Source organism: Streptomyces sp. R21 (assembly GCF_041051975.1).
Taxonomy (GTDB): Bacteria; Actinomycetota; Actinomycetes; order Streptomycetales; family Streptomycetaceae; genus Streptomyces.
Genome location: NZ_CP163435.1, coordinates 9,519,826 through 9,538,663, shown reverse-complemented (window position 1 = coordinate 9,538,663; position 18,838 = coordinate 9,519,826). Strand labels below are relative to the sequence as shown.

At 70.7% G+C, this 18,838-nt stretch carries 14 protein-coding genes and 1 pseudogene; 8 read left to right on the top strand and 7 right to left on the bottom strand.

Going from position 1 to position 18,838, the window contains the following annotated elements; genetic code table 11:
* Positions 1 to 38: 38 nt before the first annotated feature.
* Together AB5J56_RS42695 and AB5J56_RS42690 are read left to right on the top strand one after the other, a co-directional pair.
* Positions 39 to 977: a sigma-70 family RNA polymerase sigma factor gene (locus AB5J56_RS42695; protein WP_369241494.1), complete on the top strand. Its 939-nt coding sequence runs from the start codon at positions 39 to 41 to the stop codon at positions 975 to 977.
* A 56-nt stretch (positions 978 to 1,033) separates the two neighbouring features.
* Positions 1,034 to 1,591, top strand: a complete 558-nt coding sequence (locus AB5J56_RS42690; protein WP_369241492.1) for a dihydrofolate reductase family protein — start codon at positions 1,034 to 1,036, stop codon at positions 1,589 to 1,591.
* 19 nt (positions 1,592 to 1,610) lie between these two features.
* On the opposite strand, the gene AB5J56_RS42685 is transcribed toward AB5J56_RS42690, so the two are convergent.
* Positions 1,611 to 3,701 carry a SpoIIE family protein phosphatase gene (locus tag AB5J56_RS42685; RefSeq protein ID WP_369241491.1) on the bottom strand — a complete coding sequence of 697 codons (2,091 nt, stop codon included), beginning with the start codon at positions 3,699 to 3,701 and terminating at the stop codon, positions 1,611 to 1,613.
* A gap of 955 nt (positions 3,702 to 4,656) precedes the next feature.
* On the opposite strand from AB5J56_RS42685, the gene AB5J56_RS42680 reads away from it, so the two are divergent.
* The gene (locus tag AB5J56_RS42680; RefSeq protein WP_369241489.1) at positions 4,657 to 6,681 is read left to right on the top strand and encodes a cell wall-binding repeat-containing protein; all 2,025 of its coding nucleotides are present in this window, start codon (positions 4,657 to 4,659) and stop codon (positions 6,679 to 6,681) included.
* Between the two features lie 99 nt (positions 6,682 to 6,780).
* A complete protein-coding gene (locus AB5J56_RS42675; RefSeq protein WP_369241487.1) occupies positions 6,781 to 7,311 on the top strand; it encodes a hypothetical protein in 531 nt (176 codons plus the stop codon).
* Positions 7,312 to 7,456: 145 nt separating this feature from the next.
* On the opposite strand, the pseudogene AB5J56_RS42670 reads toward AB5J56_RS42675, so the two are convergent.
* Positions 7,457 to 7,951: pseudogene (locus tag AB5J56_RS42670) on the bottom strand (GtrA family protein); the annotation flags it as partial.
* Between the two features lie 255 nt (positions 7,952 to 8,206).
* On the opposite strand from AB5J56_RS42670, the gene AB5J56_RS42665 reads away from it, so the two are divergent.
* Positions 8,207 to 8,812, top strand: coding sequence for an RNA polymerase sigma factor (locus AB5J56_RS42665; RefSeq protein ID WP_369243121.1), 606 nt, complete (start codon positions 8,207 to 8,209; stop codon positions 8,810 to 8,812).
* Positions 8,809 to 9,870: a CU044_5270 family protein gene (locus tag AB5J56_RS42660; protein ID WP_369241485.1), complete on the top strand. Its 1,062-nt coding sequence runs from the start codon at positions 8,809 to 8,811 to the stop codon at positions 9,868 to 9,870. The genes AB5J56_RS42665 and AB5J56_RS42660 overlap by 4 nt, the downstream gene beginning before the upstream one ends.
* 63 nt (positions 9,871 to 9,933) lie before the next feature.
* On the opposite strand, the gene AB5J56_RS42655 is transcribed toward AB5J56_RS42660, so the two are convergent.
* The 3 genes from AB5J56_RS42655 to AB5J56_RS42645 form a co-directional block, all read right to left on the bottom strand.
* Positions 9,934 to 10,923, bottom strand: a complete 990-nt coding sequence (locus tag AB5J56_RS42655) for an MASE1 domain-containing protein (protein WP_369241483.1) — start codon at positions 10,921 to 10,923, stop codon at positions 9,934 to 9,936.
* A gap of 49 nt (positions 10,924 to 10,972) precedes the next feature.
* On the bottom strand, positions 10,973 to 11,803 hold the full coding sequence (locus AB5J56_RS42650; protein ID WP_369241481.1) for a PP2C family protein-serine/threonine phosphatase: 831 nt from the start codon (positions 11,801 to 11,803) through the stop codon (positions 10,973 to 10,975).
* Positions 11,804 to 11,876: 73 nt separating this feature from the next.
* Positions 11,877 to 12,956: an alpha/beta fold hydrolase gene (locus AB5J56_RS42645; protein WP_369241479.1), complete on the bottom strand. Its 1,080-nt coding sequence runs from the start codon at positions 12,954 to 12,956 to the stop codon at positions 11,877 to 11,879.
* A gap of 42 nt (positions 12,957 to 12,998) precedes the next feature.
* On the opposite strand from AB5J56_RS42645, the gene AB5J56_RS42640 reads away from it, so the two are divergent.
* Positions 12,999 to 13,397 carry a DUF4440 domain-containing protein gene (locus AB5J56_RS42640; protein WP_369241477.1) on the top strand — a complete coding sequence of 133 codons (399 nt, stop codon included), beginning with the start codon at positions 12,999 to 13,001 and terminating at the stop codon, positions 13,395 to 13,397.
* A gap of 155 nt (positions 13,398 to 13,552) precedes the next feature.
* A complete protein-coding gene (locus tag AB5J56_RS42635) occupies positions 13,553 to 15,943 on the top strand; it encodes an ATP-binding cassette domain-containing protein (RefSeq protein ID WP_369241475.1) in 2,391 nt (796 codons plus the stop codon).
* A gap of 63 nt (positions 15,944 to 16,006) precedes the next feature.
* On the opposite strand, the gene AB5J56_RS42630 is transcribed toward AB5J56_RS42635, so the two are convergent.
* Both AB5J56_RS42630 and AB5J56_RS42625 read right to left on the bottom strand, forming a co-directional pair.
* Positions 16,007 to 17,476, bottom strand: coding sequence for an arabinose isomerase (locus AB5J56_RS42630; RefSeq protein ID WP_369241473.1), 1,470 nt, complete (start codon positions 17,474 to 17,476; stop codon positions 16,007 to 16,009).
* A 41-nt stretch (positions 17,477 to 17,517) separates the two neighbouring features.
* Positions 17,518 to 18,816 carry an MFS transporter gene (locus AB5J56_RS42625; RefSeq protein ID WP_369241471.1) on the bottom strand — a complete coding sequence of 433 codons (1,299 nt, stop codon included), beginning with the start codon at positions 18,814 to 18,816 and terminating at the stop codon, positions 17,518 to 17,520.
* Between the last annotated feature and the right edge of the window lie 22 nt (positions 18,817 to 18,838).

The following is an 18,838-nucleotide window of genomic DNA, read 5'->3' as shown; positions in this document are numbered from 1 at the left end:
ACCGGCACCTCGGTCACCCTGTACGCCATTATGAGTGCGTGGACTTCGAGCCGTACCGAGGTGAGCTGGTGGCGTACTGCTACCGGATGCTGGGCTCGTTCCACGAGGCCGAGGATCTGGTCCAGGAGACGATGCTGCGCGCCTGGAAGGCCCGCGACCGGTACGACGGCACGCGTGCGTCCGTACGGACCTGGCTCTACCGCATCGCGACCAACGTGTGTCTGACCGCGCTGGAGGGGCGCGCGCGGCGGCCGTTGCCGTCCGGGCTGGGCGCGCCGAGCGCGGATCCTGAGGCACCACTCACGCCGGCTCTCGACGTGCCGTGGCTGCAGCCGTTTCCGGATGCCCGGTTCGACACGGAGGTGCGGACCGATCTGCGGCTCGCGCTGGTTGCGGCGATGCAGTTCCTGCCGCCGCGTCAGCGGGCCGTACTCGTACTGCGTGAGGTGCTGGAGTTCAGCGCCGCCGAGGTCGCCGAGCAACTCGGGACGACGGCGGCGGCTGTCAACAGCACGCTGCAGCGGGCCCGTGCCGCTCTCGCGGACGAGGGCGGCGTCGACGAGGTCACGGAGCCGGACGATGCCGGGGTGCGCGCGGTGGTCCAGCGCTATCTGCGGGCGTTCGAGTCGGCCGACGTCCCCGCGCTCGTGCGGCTCCTCACCGACGAGGCGGTGCTGGAAATGCCGCCGGTGCCATTGTGGTACCGCAGCAGTCGCGACTACGGGCTGTTCATGGACCGCGTGTTCCGGATGCGCGGGACGGGCTGGGGCACGCGGTATCTCACCGCCAACGGGCAGCCCGCCCTCGCCGCGTACGCGCCCGAGCCCGGCGGCAGGCACCGGCTGCACACGCTCCAGGTCCTCACGGTCACCGGCGGCCGCGTCACGCGCAACGTCGTGTTCGCCGATCCGCGGGTCTTCGACGCCTTCGACCTGCCTCGGGAGATTTCTTCGGAGGAATTTCACCGGCCGCGATGAGTGGGGCCGGTGCCGCCGGTATGTACCGGTGAGCATCGATCGAAAGGACCCACCTCATGAGCGTCATCGTCATTCAGTTCATCACCTTGGACGGCATCGTGTCCGACCCGGACGGGGCCGGGGGAACGCCGACCGGCGGCTGGGCGTTCCGGCACGGGCCCGGGACGGCGGGCGGGGACAAGTTCCGGCTCGGCAGCACGCTGGACGACGGCGTCCTGCTGCTGGGGCGTACCACGTGGGAGCTGTTCTCGCGGCTGTGGCCGACACGCGACGACCCGTTCTCGGCGCGGATGAACGCCGTACCGAAGCTGGTCGCCACCCGGTCCCTGACCGACACGTCGGCGTGGGGGAACTCGCGGATCGTCGACGGCGACCTCGTCGACGCGGTCAAGCGTGAACAGCGCGATGTGATCGTCGCCGGCAGCCTGAGCGTCGTCCACGCGTTGATGGCCGAGGACCTGGTCGACGAGTACCGGCTGCTGACCTTCCCCACCCTCCTCGGCACCGGCGAGCGGCTCTTCCCCGCCGGTGGCCCGCCCGCGTATCTGGAGTGCCTGTCGGCCGAGCAGGCCGGCGCCGCCCTCCTCGCGCGCTACCGGAGGGCAGCACGGTGACCGTCCGCTTCGTCGCCCTCTAGGCGACGCCCGCCGACCAGTCCCGCGCCCGGGCGACGAGGAGGGCCACGTCGTCGTGGTTGTCCGGACGGCGCAGGGTTCTCAGGAGCCGGTCGCAGAGGGCTTCCAGGGGGCGGCTCGGGTCGTCCAGGAGGCCCAGGAAGGTGGCGAGGCGCTCATCGAGTGAGTGCTGCCGTGTCTCGACGAGCCCGTCGGTGTACAGCACGAGCTGATCTCCCGGTTCGAACGTGACCGTGGTCGTGGAGAAGGCGACGCCGCCCACGCCCAGGGGCGCACCGGTGGGCAGGTCGAGCAGCTCCGAGGGGCCCTCGGCGCGGACCAGGGCGGGCGGCAGATGGCCGGCGTTTGCTATCTGGACCTGCCGCAGATGGGGGTCGTACACGGCGTAGATGCAGGTGGCGATGTAGTGGTCCAGCCCGGCGGTGATCTTGTCGAGGTGTTCGAGCAGCCGGGCCGGTTCGAGCTGGAGTGAGGCGAGGGTGCTGGTCGCGGTGCGCAGGCGTCCCATGGTGGCGGCGGCGCTGATGCCGCTGCCCATCACGTCCCCCACGACGAGCGCGGTCCGGTCGCCCTCCAGGGAGATGAGGTCGAACCAGTCGCCGCCGACCTCGCTGGCGGCGTCGGCCGGCTGGTAGCGGGAGGCGACCTCCAGGCCGACGGTGGAGGGCGGGCTGCCGGGCAACAGGCTGCGCTGGAGGGTGACGGCGGTGGTCCGCGCGCTCTGGTACCAGCGGGCGTTGTCGATCTGCACCGCCGCGCGGGCGGCCAGCTCCCGCGCCAGGACGAGGTCGTCGTCGCTGAAGGGCAGCGGGTTCCGCGTGCGTTTGAGGTCCAGGGCACCGATGACCTCCCCGCGGGCGGTCAGCGGCACGGCGAGATACGAGTGGACACCCGCCCTGGCCAGCAGGGTGGCCGCCTCCTCGTCGCGGGCTATGCGCGGCAGGTCCTGGTCCTCGACGTGGCGCACGATGACGGGTCGGCCGGTGTGCACGCACTGGGTGACCAGGCGGTCGGCCGCGTAGCGGGCGACGTGGCCGGGCGGGTCGGCGGCGCGGAGCGCCTCGGTGGGGTGGCCGGCCTTGACGGCGAGGGCGCGGATGACGACCGGGCCGGTGGGCAGCACATGGGCGCGGCGCCCCTGCAGGACGTCGTCCAGCAGGTCCACGGCCGCGATGTCCGCCAGTTCGGGGACGGCGACGTCGGCCAACTCGCGTGCGGTCTGGTCGAGTTCGAGGGTGGTGCCGATGCGGGCCGAGGCGTCGGCGATCAGCGCCAGTCGGCGTCGGGCCCGGTCGGCCTCGATGCCCGCGAGATACCGCTCGGTGACGTCGACCACCGAGATGGCCACGCCCAGGACGGTGCCGACGGCGTCCTCCAGGCGGTAGAAGGAGACCGACCAGGCGCTGTCGTGGTCCGGATCGGCCGGGGTGCGGCCGACGGCCTGCTGGTCGACGAGGGGAACTCCGGTGTCCAGCACCCGGCGCAGGGAGCTCTCGATGGCGTCGACGTCGAGGAACGGCAGGACCTCCCGGCTCGATCGGCCGAGGTGTTCCGCAGCGGACACTCCGTTGATCCGTTCCAGCGCCGGGTTGACGGTCACGTACCGCAGATCGGTGTCGAGGACCGCCAGGCCGATCGGGGACTGCGAGACCATCTGCGCCGAGAGCGCGAGCCCGCGCTCCACCTGGCGCACTGTGCCACGGTCCGTGGCCAGGCTCAGGGCGTGGCGGACTCCACGGTCGTCCACGAGCGGCGTGTTGCGGAACTCCACCAGCCGTGTGGTGCCGTCCTTGTGGAGGACGGGAAACGCTCCGGCCCAGCCCTCACCGGAGTCCATCACCCGCTCGAACAGCTTCACCACCAGGCCCCGGTGCTGTTCGCGGACCATCAGCCGCCCCGCGTACTGACCCAGCGCCTCCTCGGCGGCGTAGCCGAACAGCTCCTCGGCCTGCGCGCTCCACAGCACGATGCGTCCGTCGGGGCCGAGCACCACCGCCGCCATGCCCAGCACGTCCAGCAGTCCGCTCGGCCTGGACGTCCCGGGGCCCGGCTCGTCGGAATCGGTTCGCAAGGATCCGGCTGCACTCATCAGAGGACCGCCTCCGCCCGTTCCGTTCGCTGTGCCGTTCCGGACCGGCTCCGGCCCGCATCACTCATCCAGTGTCCCCGGTACATCCATGGTCCCCCCGGGACCGGCAGTCGGCGCAGTCGTGTTCGACTGGCCAGATCATCACAGAACGTAGCCGAAACGTGCAGCCAGATCCGGCGAACCGCCGGTTCGGCTCTCCCCCACCCCGGACCACGCGGGTGGATGTCATCGTTCTCCGCCGCCGTAGTGCAGGTTCTCAGCCGTCCGCACGAGTTCCGCCAGCGGATCCCGCGCCCCGTACCGCCGCCATCGGCGCAGGCACCCGACCAGGCACCGGAACAAGGTGGACGCCCTGATGGTCCGCCCCCGGCGCGGCCGCAGGCCATGAACGCGGGGCGGAAGCGGCAGGACACGGCCGGGCCTGCTCAGCGTGGCCATGGTTCACCGCCGGCGGAGAGATCCCCGGGCCACGGCCCCGGCCTGCCCGGAACCGTCCGGCCCCTGGCCCGCCAGTCGGCGACCAGTCCGGCGTAGATCGGAGTGTCCGGTCTGCTCGACGCCGTGAGGTCGGCATGCGGCGGGTGGCCCCCCGCGCGCTCCAGGCGTACGTATCCCGACGTGATGGAAGTGCCGTTCATGCCGCTGTGCAACGCGCGGCCCGCCCCAGCGGCACGGCGGCCGCCACGCGTGCACCGGATCGCGTGAGAGGACGCCCCCGTTCGGGGCCATGCACTCATCCGATGAACAGACGGCCACCCGGCATCACGGGCTGGAAGGGCCGGGCTGCACGGGAGGTATCGCGCGAGGTCACGAGCAGCACGGTTGATCGACCCTGTCTTCACAGGTGGGAGGGCCTGCCACTAAGGTTGCGCCGCTGCCGTGGAGACGAACGTGACGCCGTCCGTTCACCTGTGGGGACAGGCCCGGCGAACGTTCATTCACTTGTGGGGGCACCTTGAACACGCGTACGCGCCGCAGACCCGCGGCGCTCATCACCGCCGCCGTGCTCGCGGCGGGCCTCATCGCCGCGCTGCCGGGGCCGGCGACGGCCGACACCGGCAGCTGGCCAGCCACCGCCGGGAAGCTGCTGTACACGGACGGCGGCGGGCAGATGGGCCTCATCAATCCTGATGGGTCCTCCTCGTCCCAGTTCTATCCGACGGGAGACCAGGGCGCCTGGTCCGCCGACGGCAGCCAGGTCGTGTTCGTCAACCACTACGACGACCACATCCGTACGGCGTGGGCCGACTCGGAGGACACCGGCGTCGACATCACCATGCCGTCGGGCAGCGGCTGGCATCCGGCCGATCCGACGTTCTGGTACGGCGGCGGTGACATCGTCTTCACAGCCGGCAGCCGCCTTCGGGTGACCGCCGCGGACGGCACCCGCCCGCCGAAGGCCCTGTTCGGCACCGATGTCGACGGCTGCGACTCGCAGCCGAGCGGCGCGGTGAACGGCATGCTCGCCTTCGTCCGCACGGGAACGGGTTGCGCCACCGCGGGCACCCCGGCCGTCTGGGTCTACAACGGCCGGACCGGCGGGTTCACCAAGCTGGCGAGCGACGCGAACGACCCGAGCATGTCCCCGGACGGCGGAGCGGTGGCCTTCACCCGGTCCGTCGACGGGCACAAGCAGATCTTCACCGTCAAGACCGACGGCACCGGGTTGACCCAGGTCACGAAGGGCGACTACAGCCACAACCGGCCCGCCTGGTCGCCGCAGGGCAACCGGATCGCGTACGACATCTACGTCACCGGCAGCCCGGACACCGGCCCCAGCGGCCCGCAGCTGCGGATCCTCGACCTCGGCACAGGCACGGTGGCGAAGGTGCCCCAGGGCAACGGCACCGACGTGGCCTGGCAGCCGCTCCGTGACAACGTGATCTCCCGTGTCTACGGCTCCGACGTCTACGACGGCAACATCGCCGCGTCCAAGTGGACCTGGAACACGGTCGGCCAGAGCGCGCCCGGCCTGACCGCCGCCGGCGCGGCCGTGCTCATCAGCAAGTCCGACTCGGCATACGCCACCACCGCGACGTCGCTGGCGGGCAAGAAGCGCGGGCCGGTGCTGATGACCTCCGGCACGGGCCTGGACTCCTCGGTGCAGACCGAGCTCAAGCGCATGCTGCCGCAGGGCAGGACGGTCTATCTGATCGGTGGCACCAGCATCCTGAGCAGCACGGTGGCGTCCAAGGTGACCTCGCTCGGGTACGTGGCCAAGCGGCTGTCCGACGTCTCGCGCTACTCCACCTCGGTGGCCGTGGCCAAGACCATCACCAGCTCACCGAAGTACGTCTTCCTCGCCACCGGCACGGACTACCACAACGCCCTCGCAGCGAGTTCGGCCGCGGGCGCACTGGGCAGCTCCGGGACCGCGACCGTCCTGCTGACCGACGGTAGGACCATGACTCCGTCGGTCTACGGATACCTCAACAAGTACAGCCCGAGCACCACGAAGATCATCACGGTGGGGACGGACGCCGAGTCGGCGCTGGCCAAGGCGTACAACGCCGGCAAGATGCCGAACTGGCCCAGCACGTACCACTACTACCGGGTCGCCGGTGGCACACCCCAGTCGAACGCCATGCGGCTCGCCGACTTCTGGTGGTCGCTTCCGTCGAACGCCGCGGTGGCCTCCGTGGACAGCTGGCGCGGCGGGGTGTCCGCCTCCTCGGCGATGAGCACCGACGGTCCACTGCTGTGGACCGACGTCACCTCGCTGTCGTACGACACCAAGCGGTACCTGATGCGGATGTCGTCGAGCATGTACCACGTGGCCGTCTTCGGCGGCACGGGCTCGGTCGACTCGTCCGTCATCCCCAAGATCGGCGCGGCCATCGGCGTGGGCACCCACTACGCCTACACGTCGTACTACAAGGGCGCCGCGCCCAAGACCACAGCCGCCCAGCCCCCGCCCGGCGCCGCCCAGCTCGCGCCGAGCCCGGACCTCACACCGCTCCAGGTGACGGCCGCGAGGTAGTAACTGCCGCAGTACAGCGGGCGCGTCCGGCGGCTTGCCGGGCGCGCCCGTACGGCTTCACAGAGAGTGGAAATGCATCCAGTGATCGCAAGGGGAGACATGTTCGGGAAGCGACGCCTGGCCGTTGCCGCGGCGGCCGTTGTGCTCATGGCCGCGCTCGGCGCGTGTGGGACCGGAGCGGAGGGGGCTGCTGGTGGGAAAGGCAGCCAGGGCAGTAATGAGCTCCAGGGCTCCGAGTCGCGGGCGGACAGCGTCGCCGGGCTTCGCGACAGCGTCCGTCATCTCCCCGCGAAGACGGTCAGGGCCACCCGGCCGCACACGGTCAGCACGTGCACGTCCACCACGAGGCGGGTCAAGCACACGCAGCGCAGCGGAACGGGCACCCGGGCGAAGACCCGCACCTGGTACACCACCGAGCGCCATCAGGACTGCAGGAAGATCCGTCGGGGCACCGAGACCTATCAGCGCGTCATCCGCACGGAGAAGTGGTGCGTGAGCCTGGACGACGTGGACGGCAAGGCCGCCAAGGACGACGTCTGGTACCGGGTCAGCCGCACGACGTACGACGACGCGGTCGGCCTTGACCGGCACGCCCGCTTCGAGTTCGTCCCGACAGGCAGCGGCTGCTGAACTCGCCGCTCCGCGTGCGTTCTTGGCGGCAGATGGTCCTTGTGCGGCTCGGGTGTGCCGGGGCCGGGAGCGACGAAGGGGCCGGTACGGTCGCCGACTTGATCCGTGCCGGGTTCGTCGTCCGCTCCGGGGACCGGGTCCGGTGGGTGGCGAAGACGTACAGGCGCAGCACCAGGAAGCGTCCGATTCCGGCGAGCCCGGCCGCGCTGAGATAGACGGCCTGCTCCCTGACCATCCCGGGCGACGGCTGCACCAGGTGCAGTACGAACATCGCGGCGCAGGTCACCCCGTACGCGGCCGTGGCCGATCCCGCGGACTGCCAGTGCTGTCGCCATCCGGCACGCCGCCCGGCCCCGAAGGTGAACCGTGCGTGGAGCTCCGTGCACAGGAGCGTGGACGCGATCGTGATCAGCGCGTTCGCCAGCACCCACGGCATCAGCTCAGCGGTCAACGCCACGGCTCCACTTGAGGCGACCCCGACGCCTCCGCCGCACAGGACGAACCGGGCGAAGGAAGCGAGCGGGCCGCCGGCACCGGCCGGGGTCCGAGGGGCGTCGGTCGCGTCCGCCGCGGTCTCCGCCGGTTCCTGACGCCGCGTCTGCGACACCGTTCTCGGCATCGACGAGAGCAGCGCGTTCATGGCGGTTTCCTTCCGGAGGGCGGGCGTTGACCCTTGGGGATCAGCTGGGTGCAACGATGCCGTCGCCCGCTCTCCAGCACGATGATGTGTACTCCCGAACCGAGGGGGGTGCTGGCTCCACCATGCGGCCGGGGGGCGGCCCCCGCCGTAGCATCGCTCACCTCGAAGGGCCGTACGTCCCGGTGCGTGACACAGGCCACAGGAACTCCTCCCGTGCCGTGGAGAGAAGTGGTTGTGAGGGACTCAGAGAACGATGTGCGCCGCCGTGTGCGCGAGGGGGACCGCGAGGCGTTCGCCCAGCTGTACGAGGAGTACGCCCGCGCGGTGTACAACCACGGATTGCGGCTGACCGGCGACTGGTCGACGGCCGAAGAGATCATGTCCGAGACGTTCCTGGCCGCGTGGCGTACCCGCGCGCGGGTGCTGGAGGACGGCGGTTCGCTGCTGCCATGGCTGCTGGGCATCGCCACGCACAAGGCGGACAACGCCCGCCGGAGCGTGCGCCGACGGCAGCTGTTCCTGGCGCGTCAGCCCAGGCCGGGCGAAGTGGCGGACTTCGCGCACGAGATGGCCGGGCGCATCGACGACGCGCGGCGCCTGCGTGCCGTGCAGGCCGCCCTGGGCAGGCTGCGACGCCAGGAGCGCGAGGTGCTCGCCCTGTGCGTGTGGTCCGGTCTGGACTACCAGCAGACGGCTGAGGCTCTGGGCATCGCGGTCGGCACCGTACGTTCGCGCCTGTCGCGTGCCCGCAAGAAGCTCGCCCGGCTGGCGGACGAAAACCTGGAACCGCGCAGTGCTCGCGGAGAGATGACAAGTGCGGCCGCAATCGCGGCCCTGCCCGTGCGGGAGGAGCTCACATGAATGACAAGACCGACTCCGCGTCCCCGGAGCGGCACGGCGACCGCGAAGAGATCGCCCGCCTGCTGCCGGCCCCGGCCGACTGGGACCTTCCGCACGAGCAGCACCTTCGTCACAAGGATCTGCTGATGCATCACATCGACCGCGACCAGGCCGCCCCCACCCGGCCGGCCCGCCGGCTGCTTCGGCCGGCGCTCCTTGCGCCGGCGACCGCGCTGGCCCTGGCCGGCGCGCTGACCGCGGGGATCGCTCTGTCCGGCAACGACGGGAAGCCCACCGGCGCCGCGTCGCACGGCGCGGCCACCGACATGCAGCCCGCCGCGGCCCTCCTCGACCGGATCTCCACCGCCGCGGGGAAGCGGGACACCCCGACCGTGCGGGACGACCAGTTCGTCTACACCCGCGAGAAGATCCGCGAGGCCGACCTGACCACGGGGAAGGCCGTCGTCAGTCCACTGCGGGACTATGAGAAGTGGATCGCGCAGGAGCCGGGCCCCCTGCTCAAGCAGGGCCTGTTCCGGGAGGACGGCGAGACCGGCGCCTTCAACGCCGATCTCGGTGACACCAAGGGCACACCCGCCGGTTTCAGTCGGCCCACCTATCAGTGGCTCAGCTCCCTGCCCACCGACCCCGACAAGCTGCTGGCCCAGCTGTACGCCAAGACCCCGAACGCGCAGGGCCGGGAGCGCGACCAGGCCGTTTTCGAGCAGATCGGGTCCATGCTCGGCGGTGTGATGCCGCCCCGGACGGCCGCCGCCTTCTACCGGGCCGCGGCGAAGATCCCGGGTGTCACCCCGGCTCCGAAGGCGCGCGACGCGATCGGCCGCCAGGGCCTCGGCATCGCCCGCGACGACACGCGCTACGGCATCCGGACCGAGTGGGTCTTCGACGAGAAGGACTACTCCTATCTCGGCTCCCGCAGTTATCTGACCAAGGACGCCTCGTACGGTAAGGCCGGGACGCTGCTGTCCAGCGCGGCCGAGATGGCGCACGCCGTCGTCGGCAAGGCCGGCCAGGAGCCCGCCGAGGCGCAGGAGACGCGGACCGAGCGCGAGAACTGACGGTTCGTCCGCCGTAGGGCGGCGTCAGCCGGAGCGGGCCCGGTGGCAGCACCGGGCCCGCCGTCACGGTGCCTCTTCCACGGGCGGATCGCCCGGTGGGTTCTCCCCCGCGGTGAGATGTTCCAGGACCTCGACCAGCTCCTGGCAGGCCCGTTCGACCGAGCGTCTGGTGTTGAGCTGCTCAGTGATCACCGCCGAAAGGAGGAGGGCGGTCAGGGCCATGGCTCCGTTGAAGGCCTGGAGCTTCATCATCACCTCGACGCGTGTCAGCCCTTCGAACGGGCCGATCCCGTCCGTCGCGGCGACGGTCGCCAGCACGGAGGTGACCAGGGCGATCAGCGTGCTCCCGACGAGCTGGAAGCGCAGCGCCGCCAGGATGAGCAGGGGATAGACGAGGAACAGCATGCTGATCGGGCTGCGGGTGGCGAGCGGAACGAGGACGCAGGCGAGGAGGGTCAGCCCCAGGGCCTCCTTCCATCGCGACAGGTTCGGAGGCCAGCGCGCCCGGTACAGCAGGAGCAGGATCGGAGTGACGATCAGGACGCCCATCGCGTCGCCCACCCACCAGGCCAGCCAGACGGGCCAGAAGTCTTGTGCGGCGAGCTTGCCGGTGAGGACGTTGGTCCCGACGCCCACGGTCGCGCTGATCAGCATGCCGGTCAGCGCTCCCAGGAACACCAGCGCCAGACCGTCCCGCAGTCGGGCGAGATCGGTGCGGAACCCGACCCCGCGCAGCATCAGGTACGAGCAGACCGGGGCGGCGGTGTTGCCCGCCAGGGTGCCGAGCACGGCGGGCCGGAGCGAGGTGAGGGACATGATCACTAGGAGGGCGCCCAGTGCGATACCAAGCCAGGAGCGCAATCCGAAGATCAGCAGACAGGCGAGCGCGATGCCGGTGGGCGGCCAGATGGGGGTGAACACCGCGTCCTCGACGACGAGCTGCCGCAGCAGGCCGAGGCGCCCCGCCGCGTAGTAACAGACGGCGATCGCCAGCGTCTGGAGGCCGAAGGCGACCAGCCGGCGGAGATCCTGAGTACGCACCACAGCTGCCATCAGACACCGAGGCCGCCGGGTCGGCGAGGCGAGAGGCCCTGGGCCCGCGCTACGGCCGCACGTCCGGGCCCTCGTCGCCCAGGACGAGCACAGCGGCGTCGTCCTCGTGTCCCACCAGCTCGGAGACCTTGATCACGGCGGCGGCCAGCGAGCCCGCGTCCATACCCGCGACGGCCGCGATGCCCGCCAGGCGCACCACGTGGTCGAGCCCCTCGTCGACCGTCAGCGCGGGCCCCTCCACCACGCCGTCCGTGAGCAGGACGAACACTCCGCCGGTGGTGAGCCGGTACCGGGTCATCGGGTACTCCGCCCCTTCCTGGATGCCGAGCGGTGGGCCCCCCTCGTCCTCCGCGATGCCGGACCTGCCGTCCGCCGTGGCCCAGACGCAGGGGATGTGTCCGGCCCGCGCGCTCTCCAGTACTCCGGTGGACGGGTCGAGCCGCATGAAGACGCAGGTGGCGAAGAGTTCGGTGCCGAGGGACAGGAGCAGGTCGTTCGTCCGGGCGAGGAGTTCTCCCGGTTCACTCGTGACGGAGGCCAGGGCACGCAGTCCGACCCGCACCTGGCCCATGAACGCGGCCGCTTCGATGTTGTGGCCCTGGACGTCGCCGATGGACAGCCCGATGCGGCCGTCGGGCAGCACGAAGGCGTCGTACCAGTCGCCGCCCACATTGAGTCCGTTGAAGGCGGGCACATAGCGGGCGGCCAGGCGGAAGCGGGGGGTGGCGGGCAGCTCGCCGGGAAGCATGCCGCGCTGCAGGGCGATGGCCAGCTCGACCTGGGAGCGCTGCAGTACAGCGCGCTCGCGTGCCTGGGCGGTCAGGGACCCGAGTCTGGCCAGCAGCTCGTCGGCATCGTCCATGGGGCGCTTTCGGGACATCGATCACTCCAGGGACGTATTAACCCTTTCAGGGTAATACTGACCGCTCCCGCCGCCTGTCCAAGCCGCGCGCTCACCGGAGCAGGAGTCGACGAAGGGCGGTGGCGACCTCCTCGGGAGCTTCCTCGGCCATGAAGTGTCCGCAGGTGCCGGCGGTGTGGGTGAGGTCCGGCGCCCAGGCTTTCCAGAGGGCGTGGGCGTCGAAGCCGAAGGCGGCGCCCCAGTCCCGCTGCAGGACCGTGACCGGCATCCGGAGCCGGTTGCCGGCGTCCCGGTCGGCCTGGTCGTGGTCGACGTCGATGTGGGCGGAGGCCCGGTAGTAGGCGACGATGGAGGTCACCGCGGTGCGGCAGGCGTCCAGGTAGGCGGCGCGGATGTCACCCGGAATGGCCTGCGGGGTGTTGGTCCAGATGTCGAGGAAGCGGCCGAAGAAGGCGTCCGGGTCGGCCGCGATCATGCGCTCGGGTAGTCCCGGGGGCTGGGCCATCAGATAGAGGTGGAACCCGACCGCGGCGGTGGTGCCGTGCATGACGTTCCACATGTCCAGGGTCGGCAGGACGTCCAGGCAGGCCAGGTGGGTGAGCGCCGCCGGGTGGTCGAGTCCGGCGCGGAAGGCGACCAGGGCCCCGCGGTCATGGCCGATCAGTGCGAACCGCCGGTGCCCGAGGGCGCGGGCCCGGGCGACGATGTCGGCGGCCATCGTGCGCTTGGCATACGTGGTCCCGTCGGCGTCGGCGGGCTTGTCGCCTGCGCCGTAGCCGCGCAGGTCGGGGCAGATGACGGTGTGGTCGGCCGCGAGGTCGGCGGCGACGTGCCGCGTCCCTGGGTCACTCCGCTCGCCCTGCTGGGCACCGGCGATCGCGCCGAGGCGGGGGCTGCCCTGCGCGCCCTGCCGGAGCCGCCCGCGGACCTGATGTACGAGGTGCTGTGCTGCCTGCAAGCGGTGGTGGCCGTGGAGCTCGGCGACCAGGGCGTACTGATGCGGGTCCCGCGCCGCCCTGCTCCCTGCCGAGGCCGAACTCGCGGGCGCGGGCAGCGGCCTGGTCACGCTCGGCCCGGTGCGGCGCTGCCTGACCGCCGTCATGACCGCGCTCGACTCGCCGGACGGGGTCACCTGATGCCCGTCCGGGCCGCCGTCCCTCACGCGGGGCACCCGTCCAAACCTCCCGCGCCCCTTCGGTGTTACCGTCCCGCCATGTCCAAGACGGAGATCGACGAGGTGACCGCCGAGTTCTTCGGCGCCTTTGACAACCGGGGCGGCAAGACGGCCGACGTGGCCCGGATCCGGCGGCTGGTGCTTCCCGGTGGTGTGATCGTCATGACCGGGCCGGCGTTCACTGTCTACACCGTGGACGAGTTCATCGAGCCTCGCGAGCGGCTGTTGTCGGACGGCCGGCTGGTCGAGTTCTCCGAGTGGGAGACCTCCGAGCGGACCGAGATCGTGGGCGACATCGCGTCGCGGGTGGGCACGTACAGCAAGTCCGGGATCCTGGACGGTGAGCCGTACGAGGGTGACGGGACCAAGACCATCCAGTTCGTCCGTACCTCGGAGGGTTGGCGGATCTCGGCATTCGCCTGGTACGACCAGCCCTGAGGCCGGTCGGAGTGCGCCCCTGGACGGCCCGTCGCCGTGCGTGGCGAAGCAGGTGAGCGGACCGATCAGGATTCGAGAAGCGAGGACCCCCGAGCCGCGGCTAGCGTGACCGTCATGGACATCACCCTTCGCGCCGGCTCCCGGATGGAGACACGATGAGCAGGGCCACCAGGACCGACACGCAGTCGCCCGAGCCGCACGTTGCCGACAGCCACGATCTGATCCGCGTGCACGGTGCGCGTGAGAACAACCTCAAGGACGTCAGCGTCGAGATCCCCAAGCGCCGTCTCACGGTGTTCACCGGCGTCTCCGGCTCGGGCAAGAGCTCCCTGGTGTTCAGCACGATCGCCGCGGAGTCGCAGCGGATGATCAACGAGACGTACAGCGCCTTCGTGCAGGGCTTCATGCCCACGCTGGCGCGGCCCGAGGTCGATGTCCTCGACGGGCTGACCACCGTGATCACCGTCGACCAGCAGCGGATGGGCGCCGACCCGCGTTCCACGGTCGGCACCGCCACCGACGCCAACGCGATGCTGCGCATCCTGTTCAGCCGGCTCGGGAAGCCGCACATCGGCTCGCCCAAGGCGTTCTCCTTCAACGTCGCCTCGATCAGCGGAGCGGGGGCGGTCACCGTGCAGCGCGGCGGGGAGACCGTGAAGGAGCGTCGCAGCTTCAGCATCACCGGCGGCATGTGTCCGCGCTGCGAGGGCCGGGGCACGGTCACCGATCTCGACCTCACGCAGCTCTTCGACGACAGCAAGTCGCTCAACGAGGGCGCGATCACCGTCCCCGGCTACAAGGGCGGCGGCTGGAACTCCCGGCTCTACAGCGAGTCCGGCTTCTACGACCCGGACAAGCCGATCCGCAAGTTCACCAAGAAGGAGCTGCAGGACTTCCTCCACCGCGAGCCGACCAGGATGAAGATCGCGGGCATCAACATGACCTACGAGGGTCTGATCCCGCGGATCCAGAAGTCGATGCTCTCCAAGGACAAGGAGGGCATGCAGCCGCACATCCGGGAGTTCGTGGACCGGGCGGTCACCTTCACCACCTGCCCGGAGTGCGACGGCACCCGGCTCAGCGAGGGGGCTCGGTCCTCGAAGATCAAGAAGATCAGCATCGCCGACGCCTGCGCGATGCAGATCAGCGATCTCGCCGAGTGGGTGCGGACCCTGGACGAACCGTCCGTCGGGCCGCTCCTCGCCTCCTTGCAGCAGACTCTCGACTCGTTCGTCGAGATCGGGCTCGGCTATCTCAGCCTCGACCGCCCCGCGGGCACGCTCTCGGGCGGTGAGGCGCAGCGCGTCAAGATGATCCGCCACCTCGGCTCCTCGCTCACCGATGTCACCTACGTCTTCGACGAGCCGACGATCGGGCTGCACCCCCATGACATCCAGCGCATGAACGGCCTGCTGCTGCGCCTGCGCGACAAGGGCAACACCGTGCTTGTCGTGGAGCACAAGCCGGAGACGATCGCCATCGCCGACCACGTCGTCGACCTCGGCCCGGGCGCCGGTACGGCGGGCGGCGCCGTCTGCTTCGAGGGCACCGTGGAGGGGCTGCGGACCGGCGGCACCGTCACGGGGCGCCATTTCGACGACCGGGCCTCGCTCAAGGAGACGGTGCGCAAGGCCACCGGCACGCTGGAGATCCGCGGCGCGACGGCGAACAACCTGCGGGACGTCGACGTGGACATCCCGCTCGGGGTGCTTGCCGTCGTCACGGGTGTCGCAGGCTCCGGAAAGAGCTCGCTCATCCATGGGTCGATCCCCGCCGGTGAGGGTGTGGTGTCCATCGACCAGACCCCGATCCGCGGCTCGCGACGGAGCAACCCGGCAACGTACACAGGACTGCTGGAGCCCATCCGCAAGGCGTTCGCCAAGGCCAACGGCGTGAAGCCGGCGCTGTTCAGCTCCAACTCCGAGGGCGCCTGCCCCACGTGCAACGGCGCCGGCGTCATCTACACCGACCTCGCGATGATGGCCGGAGTCGCCACCACCTGCGACGAATGCGAGGGCAGGCGGTTCCAGGCATCGGTGCTGGACTACCACCTCGGTGGGCGCGACATCAGCGAGGTGCTCGCCATGCCGGTGACCGAGGCCGAGGAGTTCTTCGCCACCGGCGAGGCCCGCATCCCCGCCGCGCACAAGATCCTCGAACGGCTCGTCGACGTCGGGCTCGGCTACCTCAGCCTCGGCCAGCCCCTCACCACCTTGTCCGGCGGTGAACGGCAACGGCTCAAGCTCGCCACCCACATGGGTGACAAGGCCGGTGTCTACATCCTCGACGAGCCGACCACCGGCCTGCATCTCGCCGATGTCGAGCAGTTGCTCGGCCTGCTCGACCGGCTCGTCGACGCCGGCAAGTCGGTCATCGTCATCGAACACCACCAGGCCGTCATGGCACACGCCGACTGGATCATCGACCTCGGCCCGGGCGCCGGCCACGACGGCGGCAAGGTCGTCTTCGAGGGCACGCCCGACGACCTGGTCACCGCCCGCTCGACTCTCACGGGCGAGCACCTCGCGGCCTACGTCGGCACCTGAGCCCTCTCGTTCCCCGTACGGCAGCTCGTCGCCGGGACCCCGCCCAGGGGGTCCCGGCTTCGGTCACACCTCCCGGTGATCGATACCGAGCAGGCTCGCGGCGGCCCTGAAGTCGGCCGTGTGGTGGCCGAGTCCGAGCGACCAGTGGTGGCCGACGCCCGTAGCACTCCACGCGTCCACCCACTCCCCCGGGTCCCGGCCGAAGTCGACGCGGCTGGTGGTGTTGCCGATCTCCAGCAGCGGACCCGGTACGACGGTGCCCTCGGAGGTGATGAAGCACAGGCTGCCGTCGGCGTCCTGCCCGAGGCCCAGCAGCGTGACGGGGCCGTGCTGGACGTCGAACTCGACGCTCACCCCCCAGCCGCGCTTGCCGTGGTAGACGCCCAGCCCGCGCAGCAGCGGGTCGCGGGCGCTGACGGCGAGGTGGGCCGGACCGTCGTGACCCATCTCCACGACACCGTCCTCGAAGTCGAGGGCCTGGATCTCGGTGAAGGAGCCCCCGGCGCCGACGCTCTGCGAGGCCAACTGGGCGACGCTGGTGCGCAGTTCGTACTCGCCGGCCGCGGGCACTCCCCGGGCGGTGAGCAGCGAGGCGCCGAGGATCATGCCGGCGCCGAGCCGCTCGTGCAGTTCTCCGTCGAGACCGCGGTGGTAGTACGCGAGGGTGTCGAGCCCGTAGTCCTCGACCAGCCGGTCGAGGGCGACCGACACGGTCGCACCCCACGCGAAGTCCTCGTCCACCACGCTCTTGTCGAGGGTGAAGACCTGGCGGGCGAGCGCCATGCGCTCGCGGGTCTCCGCCTCGGTCACCGTCTCGACGCGGTGGCGCAGGTCGTCGAACTCCAGCACCTCCACATGCGAGCCGAAGGCCGAGGGCAGCAGGGTCAGGTCGGTCGACACGTCGAGCATGCCGGGATACAGGTGCCCCATCAGGCCGTGCCGGGCATGCCGCAGCGCGGCGCGGACGTGGGCGGCGCGGATCCACTGCTCGATGCGCCGCCAGGCGGATTCCTGGCGCAGCCACCCCGAGACCGACCGGAAGGGGATGCCCGCGCGACGGAACACGTTGCCGACCTCGGGCACGGGGCACTGTCCGCAGTAGGCCAGCCAGGCCCCGGTGTCGAAGGACGCGTGGTCCATCCGCTCGGACGGCTGGAGGTCGATGACCAGGACCGGGGTGTGCGAGCGCTGTGCGATCGGCAGCACCATCGACGAGGTCAGATACGTCGTCAGGAACAGCACGATCAGGTCGCAGTCCGCCCGGCGCAGCTTTTCGGCGGCCTCCGCTCCCTCCTGTGCGTCGGAGATGAATCCGGCGTCGGTCACCTCCGCGTCCATTCCCCGGAAGCGCTCGGCGACGTATCCGGCGGACTCCTGCAACTGCGGCAGCAGTCCGGGGAACTGCGGCCAGTACGTGCCGAGTCCGCCGGAGACCAGTCCGATCCGGGTGGGGCGGCGAGCGACGGGGGGAAGCAACTCGCGCACGCGGGCGGTCCGTTCGGCGGCGCGGCCGGCGGGGGCGATCGTGGCCATGGCTGGTGCTCCTTGTGAGGTCGGGTGAGGGCCGGGTCGGCTCAGGTCGGGGCGATCCTCAGGTCGGGGCGGGCGGCGGCGACGCCGGACGAACGCGGAACCAGGACACGGATGACGTACGCGCCCGCGACCGCCGACGCCGCCATGCAGGCGGTGATCGACCAGAGCAGGATGGAGGCGCTGTAGTCCATCAGGGCGGGCGTGACGAACGCGACGCCCGCGAAGACTCCCCGCGAGACGGCGTAGGTGAGGCCCTGGGTGGTGCCGCGGGTGTCCGGGGGCAGCGTGAGCTGCGACCACACCTTGTAACTGGCCTCCCCCGCGAAGGGGTTGGAGATCTGGTAGAGCACGAAGAAGACGAGCATGCCGACGAGGGCGCCGGCCGTGAGGGAGGCGATACAGAAGGCGATGATCTGCACGACCGTGAACACGTAGAACAGCCGGTCGCGCAACGGGGTGTCGGCGATCCGGACGAAGACGAAGGTCAGCACCAGCGCGATGGGGAGGAACGCCAGGTTGATCCCGGTGGCCAGGCTCTGCGAGGCGCCGCTGACCGTGACCAGCAGATAGGTGCCGAACTGGCCGAAGGTATTGGCGCCGACGCCCCAGGTGACGTAGTAGGCGAAGGTCGCGGCCATCGGCAGCAGCGCGGCGCGGTTCCACACGTTCTTCAGCTCGGTGCCGCGCGGGGCGGCCAGCACGGCCGCCTCCTGGGCCACCTCCGCGTCCGACGGCTCGTCGGCCAGGTCGAGCCGGGAGCGGAGCTGCCAGGTGACCAGTGCGGCGATGGCCAGATGGCCGGTGATGCACCGCGCCCCGGTCATGCCCGTGTCCGACAGGAGATAGCCGAGGAAGATGACGACGACGATGCCCGCCACCCACATGACCTGCGTGAAGGACACCAGACGCGCCCGGCCGTCGGCGGGTGCGGCGTCCGAGACCACGGCGAGGGAGGTCGGCAGATCGGCACCGGCCGCGAGCCCCGCCACGAGCACGCCGACGAAGAGCACGATGTCGTTGGGCGCCAGCGTGATGACGACCGCGCCCAGCGCGAAGCAGAAGATGTCCCAGTTGTAGACACGGCGGCGCCCGAACATGTCGGCCAGCCGTCCGCCGACGAGGGAGCCGACCGCGATGCAGCCGGTGACGATCGCGCTGATCGCGCCCGCCATCCACACGCCCATGTCGTAACTGTCCCGGTAGATGGCCAGGTTGACGGCGATGCTGACGATGAGAGCGGCGTCGAGGTAGGAGGCCATGCCCGACAGGGCCGCGACCTTCCACAACCGCCATGGGATGGGTTGTTCCGCGCGTTCGGGACCAGTGGGGGTTCGGACCATGATGCGACTCCGTCGTCTGGGG